This is a genomic window from Verrucomicrobiia bacterium (genome assembly GCA_036405135.1).
In the GTDB taxonomy this organism is placed as follows: domain Bacteria; phylum Verrucomicrobiota; class Verrucomicrobiia; order Limisphaerales; family JAEYXS01; genus JAEYXS01.
The window spans coordinates 151,305-169,432 of the sequence record DASWYF010000013.1 but is presented as its reverse complement, the minus strand read 5'-3'; the positions used below and the strand labels follow the sequence as shown (position 1 = coordinate 169,432).

Genomic DNA, 18,128 nt, shown 5'->3' with positions numbered 1-18,128 from the left:
AAGCGTAACACATGCAGCTCAGAACGGTCTAATTTGTTGATAGTGTTGAAAGCAGATATCACCAGTAAGCTTACCGGATGCTTAATCGGACAAGCAGTCGGAGATGCCGTCGGCCTGCCTTGCGAACGGCTTTCCTTGGCACGCCAGAAACGGCTGTTCCCTGATCTGTCACGGATGCATTTCGTAATGGGTCGCGGCATGTGCTCGGATGATACGGAACACATGTGCCTCACTGCCCAAGCCCTGATTGTTTCCGGCGGAGATCCGACACGGTTCACCCGTGCCTTGGCCAAACGCCTGCGTTGGTGGCTGATCGGCCTTCCGGCAGGAACAGGCATGGCCACCTTGAAGGCAAGTGCCCGGCTATGGCTGGGAATTTCACCATCACACAACGGTGTTTACTCCGCTGGCAATGGTCCAGCCATGCGCGCTCCCGTATTAGGTGCAGCCATGGCGGATGACTTGGCGAGCATGCAAACGCTCTTACGCATCTCCACCCGGCTCACGCATACCGATCCCAAGGCAGAGCATGGTGCTGCCTTGGCCGCATTTGCCGCCGTCTGGTCGGTAAAAGGTGATTTTTCAGACGGCTGGCAGGCCCGCTTCATCGAGTTTTATCATACCCATCGCCTGACTCATGATTCGGAATTGGATGCCTTGCTGGAACATGTGTTCACCAGCGCTGGCAAAGGAGAAACGGTGCAGCAGTTCATGGCTTCACTCGGCATCAGCTATGGTGTGACAGGTTACATGTATCACACCGTGCCTGCTGTGTTGCATGTGTGGTTCCGTTATCCGCTGGATTACCGTCGTGCCATTGAAGAGATGGTGCGGGCGGGTGGCGATGCTGATACTACCGCTGCCATTCTAGGTGGCATCATCGGCACCGCTGTAGGCAAGGAAGGCATTCCTCTCGAATGGCGCACCGCTATCTGGGAATGGCCGCGTTCACTCATCTGGATGGAAGACCTGTCGCGCCGCTTGGCTGAATCACGCCAGCTCAAACAGGCATCAGCCCCCGCCCCTTACTTCTGGCCGGGTTTGATTGTGAGAAATCTCTTCTTCCTGCTGGTCGTCGTTTTCCATGGCTTCAGACGGATGCTTCCACCTTTTTAACCATTCCACGCTCCCACTGATTTGTTTCGTCTTTTTCCTGTTCTCCGTGCAATTTCAAGGGCGCAACAAGAAGATGAGCATGGAATTGGTAATCGATGGCCGTAAGGTCGGGCCGGGATATCCGGTGTATGTGATCGCGGAACTCTCCGCGAATCACGGGCAGGACTTTGACCAGGCGGTGCGGATCATCCGCGCGATGAAGGAATCTGGTGCGGACGCCGTGAAGGTGCAGACCTACACGGCGGATACGCTCACCATCCCATGCGATAACGAATACTTTCGCATCGGCGGTGGCACGCTTTGGGATGGGCGCACGCTGCATGATCTGTATCAGGAAGCCTACATGCCGTGGGATTGGCAGCCGAAGCTGCAAGCGGTGACGGAAGAGCTGGGCATGGATTTCTTCTCCACCCCGTTCGATGATTCCGCCGTGGATTTCCTCGAGGCGATGGATGTGCCGGCACACAAAGTCGCTTCGTTTGAACTGGTGGATATCCCTCTACTCAAAAAGATCGCCGCGACAAAAAAGCCCGTCATCGCGTCCACAGGCATGGCCACGCAGGAAGAGATTGCCGAAGCCGTGAAGACATTGCGTGAAGGCGGTTGCTCGCAACTGGCCCTCCTGAAATGCACCAGTGCCTACCCTGCCCTGCCGGAGGAGATGAATCTGCGGACGATCCCTGACATCAGTGCGCGTTATGGTGTACCTGCGGGATTATCTGATCATACGATGGGGTATACAGTGCCCGTTGCCGCAGTCGCTTTGGGTGCGTGCATCTTAGAGAAGCATTTCACGCTGGATCGCAAGGTGCCAGGACCGGATTCGAGCTTTTCCATGGAGCCGCAGGAGTTTCGCGCAATGGTGGATGCCATCCGCGTCACCGAACGCGCTCTCGGCAAGGTGAACTACGAGGTGAGCGCGAACGAGAGCAAGAGCCGGCAGTTCCGCCGTTCCCTGTTTGTGGTGGCGGATGTGAAGGCGGGTGAAATTTTCACAGCACAGAATATCCGCTCTATCCGGCCGGGGCATGGGCTGCATACCCGCCACCTGGCTGAAGTGATGGGCAAACAGGCGGCGAAAGATTTGAAGGCAGGCACGCCGCTGGATCGGGCTTTGATACGGTAAGATAATTGCATTGTCGCCCGCCAAGGCGCGGCAAATAATGAATCACATGCGAACTGTAAAAATTGGGAACCGCCTCGTGGGCGAAGGTCATCCGGTGTTCATCTCGTTCGAGGCCGGAGCGACTCATAGCGGCTTGGACAGCGCGAAAGCACTTTGCAAAGCCGCCGCCGAGGGCGGCGCGGATGCGGTGAAGTTCCAGACCGTGCGCGTAAAAGACTTGCTGGTGACGAAAGAGACACTGATCGAATTCGAGAACGCCCAAGGCAAGCAGAGCGAGACGGTTTATGATGCGCTGGAACGCCGCGAACTGTCCTTCGACGACTGGCGTCGTTTGAAAGAATATTGCGACAAGCTTGGGTTGCTCTTCGTCTCCACACCGAGCGGTCCTGAGACAGTGGATCTGCTCGCGGAGATCGGGGCGCATGCCATCAAGGTTTCTAAATCGGACATCAATCACCGCCAGCTCATCGAGCATATGGCCAGCAAGAAGCTGCCCATCATCCTCGATGGCCGTGAACGCTTTGAAGACGTGGAACAGGCCGCACGTATCTGCGAGGCCAAGGGGATGTATGACATCGTGATCATGCATTGCCCGTCCGGTTACCCGGCGGCGCATGCGGGCATCCATCTGAAGGCCATCCGCCATATCAAAGATATTTTCGGTTACCCGGTCGGTTACTCGGATCACTCGGTGGGCACGGCGATGAATTATGCCGCCATCGCGCTCGGTGCAGACTTCATCGAGAAGACCATCACACTGGACCGCAACACGAATGCGGTGGAGCATTACATGTCATTGGAGCCGCATGAACTGGCGGATTTCGTGAAACAGGTTCGCGCGGTGGAAGCCGCCATCGGCGATCCGCGCATCATCTTCAACTCCCGCGTGAAAGCGGAGCATCGTCGCAGCTTGATTATGCGTCGCCCAGTGCCAGCCGGTCAGGCCATCACGGCGGCGGATGTGGATTATCGCCGTCCCGGCACACACATCCCGGCGGATCGTTATGAAGAGGTGATCGGGCGCAAAGCGAAACGGAATCTGGCGACCGGTGAGTTCCCACAGTTCGGCGATATCGAGTAGCGATGAAGGAACCCGCTGACATATTGCGCGCGCACTATGCGCAACGATGCCAGGGGGAACTGTTCCTCGAAGCGGCCAAAGGTGGCGGGGTCAATTCGCAGAACTATTTGGTGCGGGTGGGCTCCACCAGCAGTACGCCAAGTTACGTGCTGAAAGCGGAGACGTTGGCGGTTAATGCGAGCGGCTGGAAAGACCGGCTCACGTTCCAGCAGCAAGTGGCTCTGCGTGAACCATTGGCTCCGCCCACCATCCCGGCGGATCGCGGAGCCTTGGGACTGGAAGTGGACGGCAAGGTTTGGCGGTTGTTGGAGTTCCGCACGGGCGAAGCTTTTACCGGCAGCCTGTCAGAACTCACCAGTGCGGCGGCGGGGCTGGCACAGTTACACAATCTCATCCGCAGTCTGCCCGGCACTAGAACCGTCTCGCCGTTGTATGATCATCTCACGGACGAGGAGACACAGGAGATTCTGGAAAAGTTGAAGGGTTCATTGGGTGCAACTCCCTTTGGTCAAACGGTAACACGGCTTCTCACGGAAGTTCTGCCCCCCATCACCGCCAAGATCAAGGAAATCGAGCAAAGCCAGTTCCTCCCGGTGGATTGGGTGCACCGGGATTTTCATCCGGGCAATGCGCTGTTCGCCCAAGGAAAATTAAGCGCGATCTTGGATCTGGATTCCTTGGCCACCGATTTCAGGATGCAAGCGGTCGCCTTTGCCGCAAGCCGGTTCGCCGGTCATGATCTTGAAAAAATTTGGAAGTTTCTCGCGGCTTATCACGCCATTGATCCGCTTATGGCGATGGAATTGAAGCGGGTGCCCGATTTTATCCGGCGCGAAGCGCTGAGACGCGCGAACTGGATCATCCGGGTGAATATCCTCCAAGAACAGGACTTGTGGTGTGGAGATCTGAACAAACAGGTGGGCATCTTAGAGCAGGCCCGGGAGCTAGACGCGGCCTTTGAGCCAAGTCACGGGGCTCTCCTCAAAACTATCAACCGGCAATCCTCAACCAGCCTTTCAGGAAAGCCTTGACCCTGCATGACGCTCCCCGTTTATTCCCCGCCTGTGGCAGCACGCGTGGCTATCATTGATTATGGCATGGGGAATATCTGGTCCGTGCAGAACGCTCTCGTGGAAGTCGGTGCGGTTTCCGAGGTGATTCAGCATCCGGACCAGCTCAAAGGCTTTGATAAGATCATTCTGCCCGGTGTCGGCGCGTTCGGTGATGCCATGCGCCTCCTCCGGCAGGACGGCATGGATCAGGCGCTGGGCGAGAAGGTCAAGCAAGGCGTGCCCACCCTCGGTGTCTGTCTGGGCATGCAACTCATGTGCAAAAGCTCGACAGAAGGCGGCCTGAACCAAGGTCTTGGCTGGTTCGATGCTGAGGTCGTGGCGCTCACCCCTGCTCCAGGAATCAAGATCCCGCACATGGGATGGAACGCAGTCACCTTCACGCGCGATATCCCGTTTACCAAAGGCATCCCCAGCGGCACGGACTTTTATTTCGTCCACAGCTATCATGTCGTCTGCCGTCAGGCCGCTGACATTCTCGGGACATGCCAGCATGGGCAGACGTTCACCGCCATGGTCGCGCGGGACAATCTCTTCGCCGCGCAATGTCACCCGGAGAAGAGCCAGCGCGGCGGGTTGCAACTGGTGAAGAATTTCGTGGAGATGCCCTGATGCTGAAGAAACGCCTCATAGCCGTCCTGATCATCCGCGATGGCGCGGTGGTGCAGAGCGTGCGCTTCAAGCACACGAACTCCATCCACTACGACCCAGTCCACGCCATCGAGTGTTTCAACAAATGGGCGGTGGATGAGATCGTCATCCTGAACGTCTCGCGCGACGCCGCTTCTCGTGAAGGCTTTGCCGACGTAGTGAAACGCATCTCGCGTAAATGCTTTGTGCCGGTGGCGGTGGGCGGTTGGGTGACGGATGCCGACTTCGCTCGCAGCCTGCTCAATGCGGGTGCAGACAAACTGGTGCTGAACACGGCCCTGGCCGACAACCCGCCTTTGGTGGAAGCGCTCTCCAGCCGTTTCGGCCGCCAGTGCATCGTCGCCTCCATGGATGTGAAACGTGATGAGAGCGGCAACCCGCTCGTCATCGTGGATCGCGCGCAACGCAGCACCGGGAAATCACCCGTAGAATGGGCCCAACACGCGGTAGCTTTGGGTGCCGGTGAAATCTTTTTTAACTCCGTAGACCATGATGGTGCCCGGCGCGGGTATGACCTGGAGTCACTCCGCCAAGTTTGCGCAGCCGTGGATGTGCCGGTCATCGCCTTCGGCGGGGTCTTCCAATGGAAGCATCTGGTGGAAGGTATTGAGGCTGGCGCGGAAGCCGTGGCTGCGGCTAATATCTTCCATTATACCGAGCACGCCACCATCAAGGCCAAGAAACATCTGACCGAGGCCGGGGTGGACGTCCGAACAGGAACTTTTAAATGAGATACTGCAAGCGCTGTCTTTACCCGGAAAACGCGAAACCGACGATCATCTTCGACGATGAATGCGTCTGCAGCGGCTGCCGCTACCACGAGAGCCGCCAAAAGCTGGAGATCAATTGGGAAGAACGCGAGAAGATGCTGGAGGAAATCGTGGATGAGGCCAAGAAGATGGCCAAGAAGCGCGGTAACAGCCATGATTGCATCATCCCCGTCAGCGGTGGCAAAGATTCTCATTTCCAAGTGTGGAAGCTGAAGCACAAGTATGGGATGAACCCCTTGCTGGTGTTCTTCAATCACGCCTTCAATCAACCCGCTGGCCTGCGTAACCTGGAAAACCTCGCTGCCAAATCCGGTTGCGATCTCATCACTTACAATGCCGGTCTGGACTCGGTGCGCCGTCTTTCCGGGCACATGCTCAAGACGGTGGGCGACCTGACGTGGCACTATCACGCGGGCATCCGCACGTTTCCTTTCCAAGTGGCGGTGCAACATAACATCCCGCTCATCGTATGGGGTGAGCATGGTTTCGCCGAATTGACGGGCATTGTTTCATTGGAAGACTTCGTGGAATTCACTCGCTGGACGCGCAAGGAGCATGACATGCGCGGGTATGAACCGGAGGATTTGATCGGCAAGGGCGGCATCACGCGCGGAGATATCCATCCCTATATTTATCCTACGGATGAACAGATCCAGCAGACCGAAGTGCGCGGCATTTATCTCAGCAACTTCTTCTATTGGGATGCGAAGCAGCAGGGTGAATTGATGATCAAGGAATGGGGTTTCAACACCGTTTCCTTCAAGCGTGACCGCACTTTCAACATCTACGCCAAGCTCGATGATCATGCCAATGATGTGCATGATTATCTGAAGTATCTGAAGTTCGGCTACGGCCGCACGACGGATGACGCCAGCATGGAGATCCGTCATGGCCGCCTCACGCGTGAAGAGGGCCAGGCTTTGGTGAAGGAATACGACGCCACAGAACCCAGTTCCCTCGGTTATTACTGCGATTTCCTCGGCATCACGAAAAAGCATTTCTACGACCTCGTGGAGCCGATGCGCGACCCGAAGATCTGGGAAAAGAAAAACGGCGAGTGGGTGGTGAAGGACGCTGTGTGGATGCAACCGACCGATGACGCCGTGGAAAAAGCGCGTCCGCCGCAATCCGCTGATCGAACCTTCGCTCCGCACAACCGGCATCTTTACTACAATCCCGCGCTGCCGCCGTTGCCCAAGGGTGATCCGGCGCTGGACCAGAAGAGCATTCACTTCAAGGTGATGTGAACATGAGCAACTCCGGCGAACTCGGTCCCGTCCTCGGCCTTATCCCGGCCAAGCGCGGCTCCACCCGACTGCCGGAAAAAAACATCCGCCCGCTGGCTGGCAAGCCCTTGCTCGGTTGGTCCATTGATGCGGCGAAAGCCAGTGGTGTGATTGATCGCCTTATGGTTTCCACGGAGGATGAACTCGTCGCCAAAGTGGCCCGCGATTGTGGCGCGGAGGTGCCCTTCTATCGTCCGATAGAATTGGCTCGCGATCCTGCTGGCGTGGTGCAGGTAGCCTTGCATGCCTTGCAGACATTTCGTGGGATGGGCGAGGAGTTCCGCACGCTGGTCATCCTGCTGCCCACTTGCCCTTTTCGCACGGGTGAAGATGTGCGTGAGGCGTTTGAACTGTTCCGCCGGAAGAAGGGCCAGTTCCTCATGAGCGTCAGTCCGTATTCTCATCCGCCCTTCTCCGCGATGAAGCTGGACGGTGAAGAACTGTTGCAACCGTTCTTTCCGGAATACATCGGTAAGAAATCGCAAGAATTACCGACCGCCTACCGCGCGAACGGCGCGGTGCATGTGCTGGACGTTGCTGCCTTTGAAAAAGCCAAATCTTACTATGCGCAACCGTTGATCGGTTACCCCATGCCGCGTGAGCGCTCGGTGGATATCGACAACGAGGAAGATTGGCAGGAAGCAGAGCAGATGCTGCGTAATCGGAAAAGCGTTTGAACCACGATGAGCACCACCATCACAGCCAAAGTCGCCCGTTTGCTTGGCCCACGGCAATTGGTGTTTGAGGAACAGGTGCTGGCGGCGGACAAGCTGGGACCACAAGAAGTTCTGGCAGAGACCATTTGCTCTGCCATCTCACCGGGCACCGAACTCTCCGCTTATCTCGGGGAACCGCCTTTGCGGCCCGGCCCGATTTATCCCCGCGTGGTGGGTTACTGCAATGTCGCCGAAGTCAAAGCCGTAGGCGCCGAGGTGAAAGAGTATCAGCCCGGCGATCGCATCCTCAGTTTTCAATCCCATCGCAGCGCGTTCATCTGCCCGGCGGAAAAAATCGTGTTGAAACTGCCAGCCACCGCGGATGCCGAACTGGCCGTCACGACGTATCTCTTTCACTTGGGCTACAACGCGCTACTCAAAGGCGGATTCACACCGGGCCACAAAGTTGCCATTGTCGGTTTGGGCATGTTGGGGCTTGGAGCCGTTGCTCTAGCTGCCAATTCCGGCGGACAAGTCAGCGCTTGTTCGGAACAGGCTGACGCCCGCGCCTTGGCTCAAGACTTGGGCGCACTGACGGTAAGTTCAAAAGCCGAAGCCACCCAGAACAACGCAGCTAACGTGGACCTCGTGATCTCCACATCGAATCGCTGGGACGACTGGCAGCTCTGCCTGCAACTCGCTCGTAAAGAAGGCACCATCGCTGTGCTGGGTTTCCCCGGACGCGGCCAAGCCCCCGCCCCGTTCAATCCGCTGGATTCACAATATTTTTACGACAAACAGTTGCGCATTATCGCCTGCGGCATGTCGCCAGACTTGCCGGTGGCACCGCATGAACTGCGCTTCACGGTGAAACGGAATTGCGAATTCCTGCTCGGCCAAATATTGAATGGCAAACTGCCTGCGGCGAAACTCATTGGGCAACGCTGCAACTGGGCTGAGTTACCCTCCGTTTACGAAGCGATGGCAGCCAGCCGGTCTACGCGCCTCACCGCCCTTCTCCGCTGGAAATGAGTTCTTACTCACCATCACGTTTGCGTGCCGCTCTCATCGGTTGCGGCCGCATCGGCGCGCACACACCGGACCGTTTGCGTCAGACCATTCCAGCGGGGTGGATCCCCGTCAACCATGCCGAAGCCATGCAGGCAAACTCCGGACTGGAACTGGTGGCCGTATGTGATGCGCGTCAGGAATCTGCGGAAACCACGGCCAAGGAAATGGGCGTGGCTGCGGCCTTCACCGATTACCGGCAGATGATCCAGACGGTTAAGCCGGATATTGTCAGCATCGCCACGCGCACCGAAGGCCGCTGCGAGATCGTCGCTTACGCCGCGCAACAAGGCGTACGCGGCATCCATGTGGACAAACCTTTGGGCCGTTCCATGGTCGAATGCCGGAAAGCGTTACAGTCCGTCGAACAACACGGCACGAAACTGAGCTATGGCACTACCCGCCGGTGCATGGATGTCTTCCGGCTCGTGAAAAGCCTGATCGCGGCGGGAGAGATCGGTGAATTGCGCCAGATCACCATCGAGCTAGGGCGCGCAGCTTTGCTTTGGAGTCATCCGCATTCGTTCGATCTGATGGTTTATTTTGCGACCGGACGCGAAGCACTAGGCGTGCAAGGTGCTTGCGAGATCGCTCCTGACGCCGTGAAAGATCACCTCATCGATGCCGACCCTATCATCGAGAATGCTTCGGTGCGGTTTTCCGGCGGCTTGAATGCGGTCATCACGACTGCGCCCGGATTGAATGTACGTTTTGCGGGTGACTTGGGATTGCTCACCGTCGGTGCGGATGGAAGCTGGCTCACGCGTGAAAAGCGCACGCACACGGACCGGCCTTATCACGGGCTGCCGGAACGCATTCCCTTCACACCGCAAGCCAGCGGCACACAGCGGGCCTTCGCTGAATTGATTGCCGCTGTGAATGGAACAGGTCAGCCGTCTATCACCCCCGCAGAAGTGCTGCTTTCCAATCAACTTAGCTTTGCCGTAGCATGGTCGGCTCTGAACGGGGGGCAGCAAATGACCTTGCGGGACATACCGGAAGATTTGACCATCACGGGTCGTCAGGGGCAGAATTACGCCTGAGCGAAATCTGGCAGGCAACTGCCGGTATCCTCTATTGCACATGAAGTCCGCTACATCGAAATCGGAACCGAAAAAAGTCGTCCTGCTGGTGGATGACCGCCGTCGTGACTTGCTCGTCGCCTCTTTGCTCGCCTTTCAATTGCGCGAACGCGGCGTGGAGTGCCTGCTGGAACCGCTCGAGGCCTATCAGGGCGTACTCGCGGCCCATCGTCCGGACATGATGATCTTCAACCACGTCACGGCCAGCCATCTCGTTGCCTACACGCAACGGCTCGGCAAGATGAACATCCTCACGGGCGTGGTGCTGAATGAAGGTCTCTGCTACGATGAAGAGGAACGCGCTTTCAACGCCCAAAAGCATCATAAGGGCGCGCATTTGGATTTCTTTTTCTGCTGGAACCAGCCCTTGAAGGATTCACTGCGGCAGGCGGGCTTCGAGGGCACGCAGATCGAAGTGGTCGGCAATCCACGACATGACTTCTATTTCCCTCCATGGTCGGAAGCTTTTTCAGGCTATCAAAAACCGGCCAATGGCAAACCGCTCGTCTTGCTCTGCACGAACTTCGGTCTGGCAGATTTCTATGATTTACCGCGCAGCGAGGTGGATAAGTTCTTCGCTCCTTGGAAGGACCGCATCCCCTATCTGAAAGATTACATGGGCATCGTTTCCGCCCATCATCGCTACCGCGAAGGTGTGCTGAAACATCTCGGAGCTCTGCTCGCTTCCGAGAAATTCAACGTCATCCTGCGGCCGCATCCGCGCGAACGTCTGGATTATTACGACTCTTGGATCTCAAAGCTGCCGGAGAAACAGCGCGAGCTGCTCGAAGTGGATGGCGAGACGAACATCACTTCCCTGCTCATGGCGTGCGATCTCGCCATCGGTTGCGAGAATTGCAATACCACGATGGAAGCCTGGATCGCGGGCAAACCGGCGGTGGAACTGATCTTCGAGAAGCACCCGGTGCTCTATACGGAGGAGGTCGCCAAACTCAGCCCGCATTGCGAAGACCCCGCCAAGCTCGTGGGCATGGTGGAAGAATATCTCCGTAACCCCGCCCAGAAGATTTACGCCGAAGGCCGCAAAGCCCATCTTACCAAGTGGTGCAACAACCCTTCCGGTCACACTACAGACCGCATCGCCGATCTGATCGCCGAGGCCGTGAAACGCAAGCCCGCGTCTGATTTCAGCCAGTTGACGCTCACGGATCATCGCCGGGCGATGAAGCTCAAGCTGGCCCAAGTCGTGGACGAGCCCTATCACTACAATCCGTTTCAGAAATTAAAAGCCAAGCTGGCCGGACGCCATAAGACGAAGCTGAAAGCCTATAACAAGGCCATCCGTCCTAGCGACGTGAAGAAGGCACGCAAGCAATTGGAAGAGTATTACGGCAAAGGCAAAGCCAAGTCGGCCAGCAAGGCCAAAGGCTAACCGATCAAGCCGTGTGCGCTTTCTCCTCGTCAAACTCAATCACCTCGGCGACACGCTGCTGCTGACGCCTACCACGCGTTTCTTACGGCAGCAATATCCGCAGGCGGAGATCGACGTGCTCGTGCGCGCTGGTTGCGAGGACATGCTGCGGGGTAATCCAGATATCACCCGCGTCATCCCTCTCGCCCGTCCGGAGAAACATCAGCGTTCCTTCGGCAATTCACTGGAAGAGTTTGGCCGCACATTTCCGAAGCTCTTCCTGCGTCGTTACGATTACGCCTTCGACCTTTCGGATTCTGATCGTGCAAAGACGTGGATTCTGCTCTCCGCTGCGAAAGTCCGCGGCATCAACAACGCCTACGCTTCCCTGAACTGGAAGGGCAAACTTTTCAACCGGTTCTCCGCCTTCAAGTGGGGCAGCGAACATCAGGTGTTACGCGATTTTCGCACCGTCACGGATGTGATCGGGACCGAGGCCAAGGCGGGTGCCTTACGGTTTGAACCACAGGCGACGTTTGCAGAATTGCAGGCTCTTTTTCTCAGCCTTACGCCGGAGACGAAGTATGCCGTGATTCACCCCACGAGCCGTTGGGCGTTCAAGCAATGGTTTCCCGAGCGCTGGGCCAAGGTGGCGGATGAACTGCATGAGCGCCACGGTTTGACGGTCATTTTCTCCTGCGGCCCGGATGCGCATGAGAAGGCTTATGTGCAAAGCATCATCGCACAATGCCGGACCAAACACCTCAGCAGTGATGGTCAGCTTTCCTTGCATCAGTTCGGCCTCCTGATCCAGAGAGCAAAAATATTCCTCGGTGTGGATACGGTGGCCATGCATCTCTCCGCCGCCGTGCAAACGCCCACGCTGGCTTTGTTCGGCCCCTCTTCCGAGTGGAGCTGGCATCCGTGGCAGGTGCGGCATGAACTGGTCTTGGGCGATTGCCCGTGCAAGCAGACGCGCCAGTTTACTTGCGACAAGAGCAAGCCCTATCCCTGCATGGGACGCATCACGGAAGAGCAAGTGCTGGCAAAGGCAGAACTGCTGCTGCGTCCGTCTTGATCAGGCCTTTCGTGCTGACGGCGTCAGCTCGAACATGACCGCACGGGCAGTCAGCTCCGGCCAGAATCCCAACGGCAGATATTTGGCATTCACACTACGGCGGGCCACCGGACGGGCGTCATAGCCCATGGCAGCACTCCAGACCACGAAGCTCTGCATGGTCCAGCGTTTGTTGAACCAGTTGGGCGAAAACTCCAAGTTACCCTTGGTCAAAGAACCCCGCGCATTCGGCAGTTCAGTATCGATTCCCCTTATAGCGCGCCAGCGATTACGGATGTGACCGGCATTGTTCAACGTCACAAAGATCCGTTGGCAGCGGTCGCTCAAAGCGGCCAACACCACGGAGGGACACCGCCAGTAAACTAACGTATCGATGATGATCACGGTATCCCACTGCTGGCTGCAGGCGTAGCGCAAGGCCGGGTCGCTCAAATCGTTAAAATCTGCGAGCAGCGCCTTGATCCCAACCGAATGACATGAAGCCAGATGGCCTGGATCACGCTCGAGACCGAGATACTTCACCTTACGCTCACGCTCCAAGAAATGGAGTATCTCGCCGCGTCCGCAGCCGAGATCCAGCAACCGGCTGCCGGCAGGGATCCGTTCCGCGAGCCATTGAATACGTTGTGTGTAGGCCGTGTCCGGCAAAGGCCGTCCATGGGACGTATTAGGCATCACCGGTTCGTAATTCTCCGGCGCAGTACGCAGCAGTTTGACAGCTGACTCGAAAGCCGCATCGCGGCTGAATTTGATGGTCTTCACTGAAGGAGGGAAGCGAACTCAGATCACGGATATCTGACTGGCCTCGATCTTGAACTGTTTGCCGCAACGCTCGCACATCACCTGGCCGTCGCGCTTGTTTTTATAGTCTACAGCGAGGCGTTTGCCACAGGCACAAACATAACCTATAACCCTCGCTGGATTCCCCACGACCAAGGCATAGTCGGGAACGTCTGTGGTCACCACGGAACCTGCGCCTACCATGCAATAGTTCCCGAGGGTGACGCCGCACACGATGGTGGCATTGGCACCGACCGAGGCGCCTTTTTTCACCAGTGTGGGTAAAATTTCATAACTGTCGTTGAACGCACGCGGATACAAGTCGTTCGTGAAGACCATGTGTGGCCCCAGCAGCACATCATCCTCCACGGTCACGCCCTTATAGACCGAGATGCCGTTCTGAATCTTGACGTTGCTGCCGATCTGCACCCCGGAGTCCACATACACGGACTTGCCCAGCTTGCAGTTATCTCCGATCCGCGCACCGCCCATGATCTGACTTTGATGCCAGATCTTTGTGCCCGTCCCGATGACAGCCGAAGTCGCCACCTCCGCCGTGGGGTGGACAAAGTAAGGCAGTTCAGCTTTTGGTTCGGACATAATCGTGCGATTACAACAGTTCGGTATAGATCTTCTGGATCGCTTCGCACATCGCCCGGGTGGAATAACGACTCAAAGCACGCTCCCGTGCCTTCCTGCCCATGGTCTCCCAATGCGAATACCGTGCCGTCAAATCCTGTAAACATTGCGACAAGGGGGTGTTCTTGTCATCAAAATTCAGGATGCGCCCCACTTCGCCATCCACCACCACTTCGGCCATGCCGGGAGTATTGGAGACGATCACAGGGCGGCCAGCGAACATGGCTTCCATGACCACGCGCGGAACACCTTCCACCGTGGAATAAGCCGCCAGCACATCAGCCGCACGCAAAAGACGCGGCACATCCTGTCGTGGCCCAAGGAATCTCACCTGTCGTTGCAACCCTTCAGTCGCCACCACCTGTTTCATCCGCTCGAAATATTCTGCATCCTGACGTGTACCTCCGATGAACAGGATGAAATGCTTGCGACTCGCTTTCAGCCAAGGAAGCGCCTGTTCAAGGATGATCGCCTGCCCTTTCACATGGTAGATCGCTCCGACATTGATGACGATGCGTGAACCACGTTGCGGATAATACTTCGGCTCATCTGGAAACGGCTCCACCCCATCTCGCACGACGGTCACCCGCTCTGGATGTTCGACATGCCGGACCAATTGATCTTTCAGCACCTCCGCCACCGCCAGCACACGATCAAACCGACTATAGAGATATTTGCGGATGCGGCCCGGAGTGAGGTCATCCAAACCTGTGCGGAAATGACAGATGGAGGGAATCCCGCATTGTTGTGCCGCCCAATAGCTCGGCGGCCCCACCCAATGCTCATTCGCATGCACGAGCCGGATGCCATGGGCGCGGATGTAACGCTTGATCTGGGCGATCAACATCAGATTACGCGGCAGGGAAAAAATGTTTCCCCAGTGACCGAACTTCGCGAGCGTCCAAGGTATCTGCAAGCGGTCCAACTCCTGCGTAAGCCAGCCCGTATTGGAAACCATCACATGCGGCTCGAACCGCTTCCGGTCCAGCAATTCAAGATGATAGACGAGGCTTTTCTGACCGCCACCGAGCGACGAAAACTTCTGGGTGATAAGCACCTTCTGCGGACTACCCGAGATTGGACGCGGTACACTCATCCTTGCTTTAAGGCAACTTGTGCTTGGCCAATATCTCACCGAAGCGCTCCACCATGAATGGATGATGAAGCAATTGTTCGCGCTTGGTTTGATAAGATTTCAGCAGTGCCGGATCAGTCATCTGCCCGGTGAGAATACTGGTGATGTTGCTCGTGTGCCACATCAGTCGGCTGATCTCGACCAGGCTCATAACTTCGACTGGCAAACCGGTTTTGGCAAAGTGCGCGGGTGTGATGTGCCCATCGCGCAGGAAGACAAAGCCCGACTGTTTCAACGTGCTGAGCCGGGTGAGAAAGAAAAACATCATCAGCTTGCCCTGCGCCTCATAGCCCGGCTGATGCACATGCCGCAGATCGTGCCACCAATCGCGGATGCGCTTGCGCAAAGGCCGAAGCGGATTTGCCTCCCGTTCAAATGTGCTCAGGACTGCCAGTTTCTTTGATTCCAAGCGACCGAAGCACTCGATGTCCCAACCCTTTTGCAGAAAAATCGTATCGCTATGGATAAGACCGACCAAGTCATGCGAGGCGTGTTGCAGACCGATATCAAGCGCTTCAAAATTGGCCGCCGAGCCGCGTAATTCTGTGCGGTTGTTGACCAGTTTGATGCCAGGAAATTCCTTCAGCATCGCAGATTCCGGGCTGTCGGGGGCATTATCCACCACGATCACCTCGGGATTCCCCTCACTGAACTTGAAGATGGAATACAGGCACAGCCGCGTGACTTCCGGCGTCTTGAAGTAAGGAACAATGAGGCTGTAGTTCATGATCCTGCGCCGTCGTCGTGACTAAGCGGTTTTCTTCACCCAATAGCCAAAAAAATTCGAGGTGATATAAGGCTCGATGTCCGTGGTCATCTCAAACTCCGGATGCTTGGGCATGTACTTCTGAATGGAGCGCAACGGCCCGCCATTCTCCCGGAACTTCTTGAAATCCAGCACGTCCACATGGGTGTCTTCCATGATGAGCGCCTGGCCGGGCGTGACCAAGGGGGCGTAAAGTTCCAGCTCCTTGTCCACATGTGCCGCATTGTGATCTGAATCAACCACGATGGAGCATGTGCGGCCACCGATAAACTCTTTGATCTTGTTAAAGACCTCCGGCGAAGTGTCATCACCGGTGAGAAACGTGGCGATGGGGATATTGGGCCGTTCTAAAGCCACGATGTCGGCAGTGACGATGGCCTCAATGCCTGCTTGTGCAGCAAAAGAGGAAAAAAACAAGGTGCTGCCGCCATATTGCGTGCCCAACTCCACCAAGACCTGCGGGCGGCAGCGGCAAAGCAGCTCTTGAATCGCGATACCATCTGAGGGAAATTTTCTAAAACGGAAACCGCCCCAAGTGCGGTTGTCATCCCGGCGGTCCAAGGCGGCCTTCACCGCACGTTTACGCCAGAAACTGACACTGAAGTTGTAATCCATATAAAATCTTACAGAGCAGGTTTGCCATTGAACTCGAGTATCTTGGGCGCGGGAATGGGGACGATGAAACGTCCACCCTTTTGCTGATACTCCACTTCGCGCCGGACGATCTCTGGGGCAAAATTCCACGCGAGCAAGAGCGCGTAATCCGGCTGGTCCTTGAGTAAAGTCTCCGGCGGCTTCACGGGAATCCATGAACCGGGCGCGACCTTGCCTTGTTTGAAAGGTGTGTTGTCGATGATGTAATCGAGGTCTTTGTCTGTCAGGCCGCAGGTGTTCAGCAGCGTGTTACCCTTCGCGGATGCGCCGTAGCCGATAACACGTTTACCCTCAGCTTTAAGCTTCCGCACAAGCTTCGGCAACTCGGTGCGGATGTGCTCCACCTTTTGCACGAACGGTTGCCACGTCGATGGTTCAGCCAGCTTCATATCTGCTTCCTTCTTCAAGAAGGCGGCCACGCTTTCATGCACCGGCACACCAGCAGACTTGCGACGGAACTGGAACAAAATAGAACCGCCGTGGATCGGATAATACTCGATACGCTCCAACTGGAACGGCGTGTTCTTCAGGAGCGCTTGCACGGAATGCACAGACACGTAGGAAAGATGCTCGTGATAGACGGTGTCGTATTCGGCCTTCTCATAGAAGTCCACCAAGTAAGGCACTTCAAAGCCAACCAACGTGCGTTCATGGGCCAGAACTTCGAGCCCCTTCACGAGGTCATTCAAATCATCAATGTGCGCAAAGACATGACGGCCGAGGATGACATCCGGGCTGCCCCATTCCTGGCGAACTTGCTCGGCATTATGGGCGTTGAAGAAATCCGTCCACGTCGGGATGCCATCGCGCTCAGCGATCTCGGCAATGTTGCGCGCTGGTTCCACGCCGATGACGTCGCAACCCTTGGCTTTGAACTTCTGCAGATAGAGGCCGGTATTGCTCGCGATCTCCAGCACTTTGGCTTTGCCGGTAACTCCTGCTGAGGCCAGCACATGTTCGCATTGTTTGGAGAGGTGTTCATCCATCGTCTTCGAATTGGATGTCACGTAAGCGTAACGCGAATAAAGCACTCCAGGGTCTACCACCTCGGCCAATTGCACGAGGGTGCAATCGCGGCACAAGCGGAGGCGGAGCGGCAAAAACGTTTTGTAGCTGAAGACCTCACCGGCATCGAGAAAGTCATTCGCCAGGGCGGTCTTGCCCAGATCAACTATCAGTTCGAGCCGGGCGGAACCACATGCGCGGCATTGCTTGCGTTCATGGATCATGTTGCAGGAAAACGATAAGGTGAAGATGGATCGCACTCGTGGCGAATCTCATCCACCGGTTCTTTGCGGCCCCAGCCGCGGAACAAAAGATTTGTGACGGTGACCACCAGTCCGTTGCTCTGGCCGATGTTGCGGTAGCCATGGATGACACCGCGCGGCACATAGATGCGCGTGGGCTTGGACTGGCCCACGTTCATGCGCCAGCCGACTTCCGGCCCGGCCGCACCGGGACGGGCATCCCACAGAACGACCAAAAATTCCGACGGTCCTACAAAAGTGAAATAGTCGTCCTGCCCGACATGCTGATGCGGTCCACGCTCGACACCGGGAGCAGACCAAGAGGAGCAAGCCATCTGAGGAGCGTAACCCTCGGGAATTTCATCCGCGCGCCAGAGTTCATGCAGGGAACCGCGGGTATCATGAAACACGGGAATGGCCTCCAGCCGGACACCCGGAAGTCCGGGAATCTCCGCCATGCCTTTTGCAGGCAAATCCACTGTGTGCCAAACCGCAGTCATTCGAAAGCGGCCAAATTATGCGTGAGAGGACGGGAGATTCGAGGATTTTGT

Annotated in this window: 19 protein-coding genes; 12 read left to right on the top strand and 7 right to left on the bottom strand. The window is 56.7% G+C overall.

What is annotated here, in order from left to right:
* Positions 1-42 precede the first annotated feature (42 nt).
* The 12 genes from VGH19_06200 to rfaQ all read left to right on the top strand — a co-directional run bounded on the left by VGH19_06200 (position 43) and on the right by rfaQ (position 12,356).
* Positions 43-1,116, top strand: a complete 1,074-nt coding sequence (locus VGH19_06200) for an ADP-ribosylglycohydrolase family protein (protein ID HEY1170945.1) — start codon at positions 43-45, stop codon at positions 1,114-1,116.
* Between the two features lie 73 nt (positions 1,117-1,189).
* A complete protein-coding gene (pseI, locus tag VGH19_06195; GenBank protein HEY1170944.1) occupies positions 1,190-2,242 on the top strand; it encodes a pseudaminic acid synthase in 1,053 nt (350 codons plus the stop codon).
* 46 nt (positions 2,243-2,288) lie between these two features.
* Positions 2,289-3,323 carry an N-acetylneuraminate synthase family protein gene (locus tag VGH19_06190; GenBank protein ID HEY1170943.1) on the top strand — a complete coding sequence of 345 codons (1,035 nt, stop codon included), beginning with the start codon at positions 2,289-2,291 and terminating at the stop codon, positions 3,321-3,323.
* A 2-nt stretch (positions 3,324-3,325) separates the two neighbouring features.
* Positions 3,326-4,354 (top strand): phosphotransferase, encoded by a 1,029-nt coding sequence (locus VGH19_06185; GenBank protein ID HEY1170942.1) that lies wholly within the window; start codon positions 3,326-3,328, stop codon positions 4,352-4,354.
* Between the two features lie 33 nt (positions 4,355-4,387).
* A complete protein-coding gene (gene hisH / locus VGH19_06180; protein HEY1170941.1) occupies positions 4,388-5,005 on the top strand; it encodes an imidazole glycerol phosphate synthase subunit HisH in 618 nt (205 codons plus the stop codon).
* The gene (locus tag VGH19_06175; protein HEY1170940.1) at positions 5,005-5,775 is read left to right on the top strand and encodes a HisA/HisF-related TIM barrel protein; all 771 of its coding nucleotides are present in this window, start codon (positions 5,005-5,007) and stop codon (positions 5,773-5,775) included. The genes hisH and VGH19_06175 overlap by 1 nt, the downstream gene beginning before the upstream one ends.
* On the top strand, positions 5,772-7,061 hold the full coding sequence (locus tag VGH19_06170; protein ID HEY1170939.1) for an N-acetyl sugar amidotransferase: 1,290 nt from the start codon (positions 5,772-5,774) through the stop codon (positions 7,059-7,061). Before VGH19_06175 ends, VGH19_06170 begins: the two co-directional genes overlap by 4 nt.
* 2 nt (positions 7,062-7,063) lie before the next feature.
* Positions 7,064-7,777 (top strand): acylneuraminate cytidylyltransferase family protein, encoded by a 714-nt coding sequence (locus VGH19_06165; protein ID HEY1170938.1) that lies wholly within the window; start codon positions 7,064-7,066, stop codon positions 7,775-7,777.
* 6 nt (positions 7,778-7,783) lie between these two features.
* A complete protein-coding gene (locus VGH19_06160; GenBank protein HEY1170937.1) occupies positions 7,784-8,788 on the top strand; it encodes a zinc-binding alcohol dehydrogenase in 1,005 nt (334 codons plus the stop codon).
* Positions 8,785-9,867: a Gfo/Idh/MocA family oxidoreductase gene (locus VGH19_06155; GenBank protein ID HEY1170936.1), complete on the top strand. Its 1,083-nt coding sequence runs from the start codon at positions 8,785-8,787 to the stop codon at positions 9,865-9,867. Before VGH19_06160 ends, VGH19_06155 begins: the two co-directional genes overlap by 4 nt.
* Before the next feature lie 40 nt (positions 9,868-9,907).
* Positions 9,908-11,299 (top strand): surface carbohydrate biosynthesis protein, encoded by a 1,392-nt coding sequence (locus VGH19_06150; GenBank protein HEY1170935.1) that lies wholly within the window; start codon positions 9,908-9,910, stop codon positions 11,297-11,299.
* 13 nt (positions 11,300-11,312) lie between these two features.
* Entirely contained in the window at positions 11,313-12,356 is a 1,044-nt protein-coding gene (gene rfaQ / locus VGH19_06145) for a putative lipopolysaccharide heptosyltransferase III (GenBank protein HEY1170934.1), read from the top strand.
* Here the strand turns inward: rfaQ and VGH19_06140 are convergent, their stop codons facing one another.
* Genes VGH19_06140 through VGH19_06110 form a run of 7 tightly spaced genes read right to left on the bottom strand, consistent with a single transcriptional unit; the run spans position 12,357 to position 18,077 of the window.
* Positions 12,357-13,118, bottom strand: a complete 762-nt coding sequence (locus VGH19_06140) for a methionine biosynthesis protein MetW (GenBank protein HEY1170933.1) — start codon at positions 13,116-13,118, stop codon at positions 12,357-12,359.
* A gap of 18 nt (positions 13,119-13,136) precedes the next feature.
* The gene (locus VGH19_06135) at positions 13,137-13,736 is read right to left on the bottom strand and encodes a DapH/DapD/GlmU-related protein (GenBank protein ID HEY1170932.1); all 600 of its coding nucleotides are present in this window, start codon (positions 13,734-13,736) and stop codon (positions 13,137-13,139) included.
* Between the two features lie 10 nt (positions 13,737-13,746).
* A complete protein-coding gene (locus VGH19_06130) occupies positions 13,747-14,871 on the bottom strand; it encodes a glycosyltransferase family 4 protein (protein HEY1170931.1) in 1,125 nt (374 codons plus the stop codon).
* Between the two features lie 7 nt (positions 14,872-14,878).
* The gene (locus VGH19_06125) at positions 14,879-15,637 is read right to left on the bottom strand and encodes a glycosyltransferase (GenBank protein HEY1170930.1); all 759 of its coding nucleotides are present in this window, start codon (positions 15,635-15,637) and stop codon (positions 14,879-14,881) included.
* 21 nt (positions 15,638-15,658) lie between these two features.
* Positions 15,659-16,291, bottom strand: coding sequence for a CmcI family methyltransferase (locus tag VGH19_06120; GenBank protein ID HEY1170929.1), 633 nt, complete (start codon positions 16,289-16,291; stop codon positions 15,659-15,661).
* An 8-nt stretch (positions 16,292-16,299) separates the two neighbouring features.
* On the bottom strand, positions 16,300-17,559 hold the full coding sequence (locus VGH19_06115; protein ID HEY1170928.1) for a class I SAM-dependent methyltransferase: 1,260 nt from the start codon (positions 17,557-17,559) through the stop codon (positions 16,300-16,302).
* Positions 17,556-18,077 (bottom strand): dTDP-4-dehydrorhamnose 3,5-epimerase family protein, encoded by a 522-nt coding sequence (locus VGH19_06110; protein ID HEY1170927.1) that lies wholly within the window; start codon positions 18,075-18,077, stop codon positions 17,556-17,558. The genes VGH19_06115 and VGH19_06110 overlap by 4 nt, the downstream gene beginning before the upstream one ends.
* Positions 18,078-18,128 lie beyond the last annotated feature (51 nt).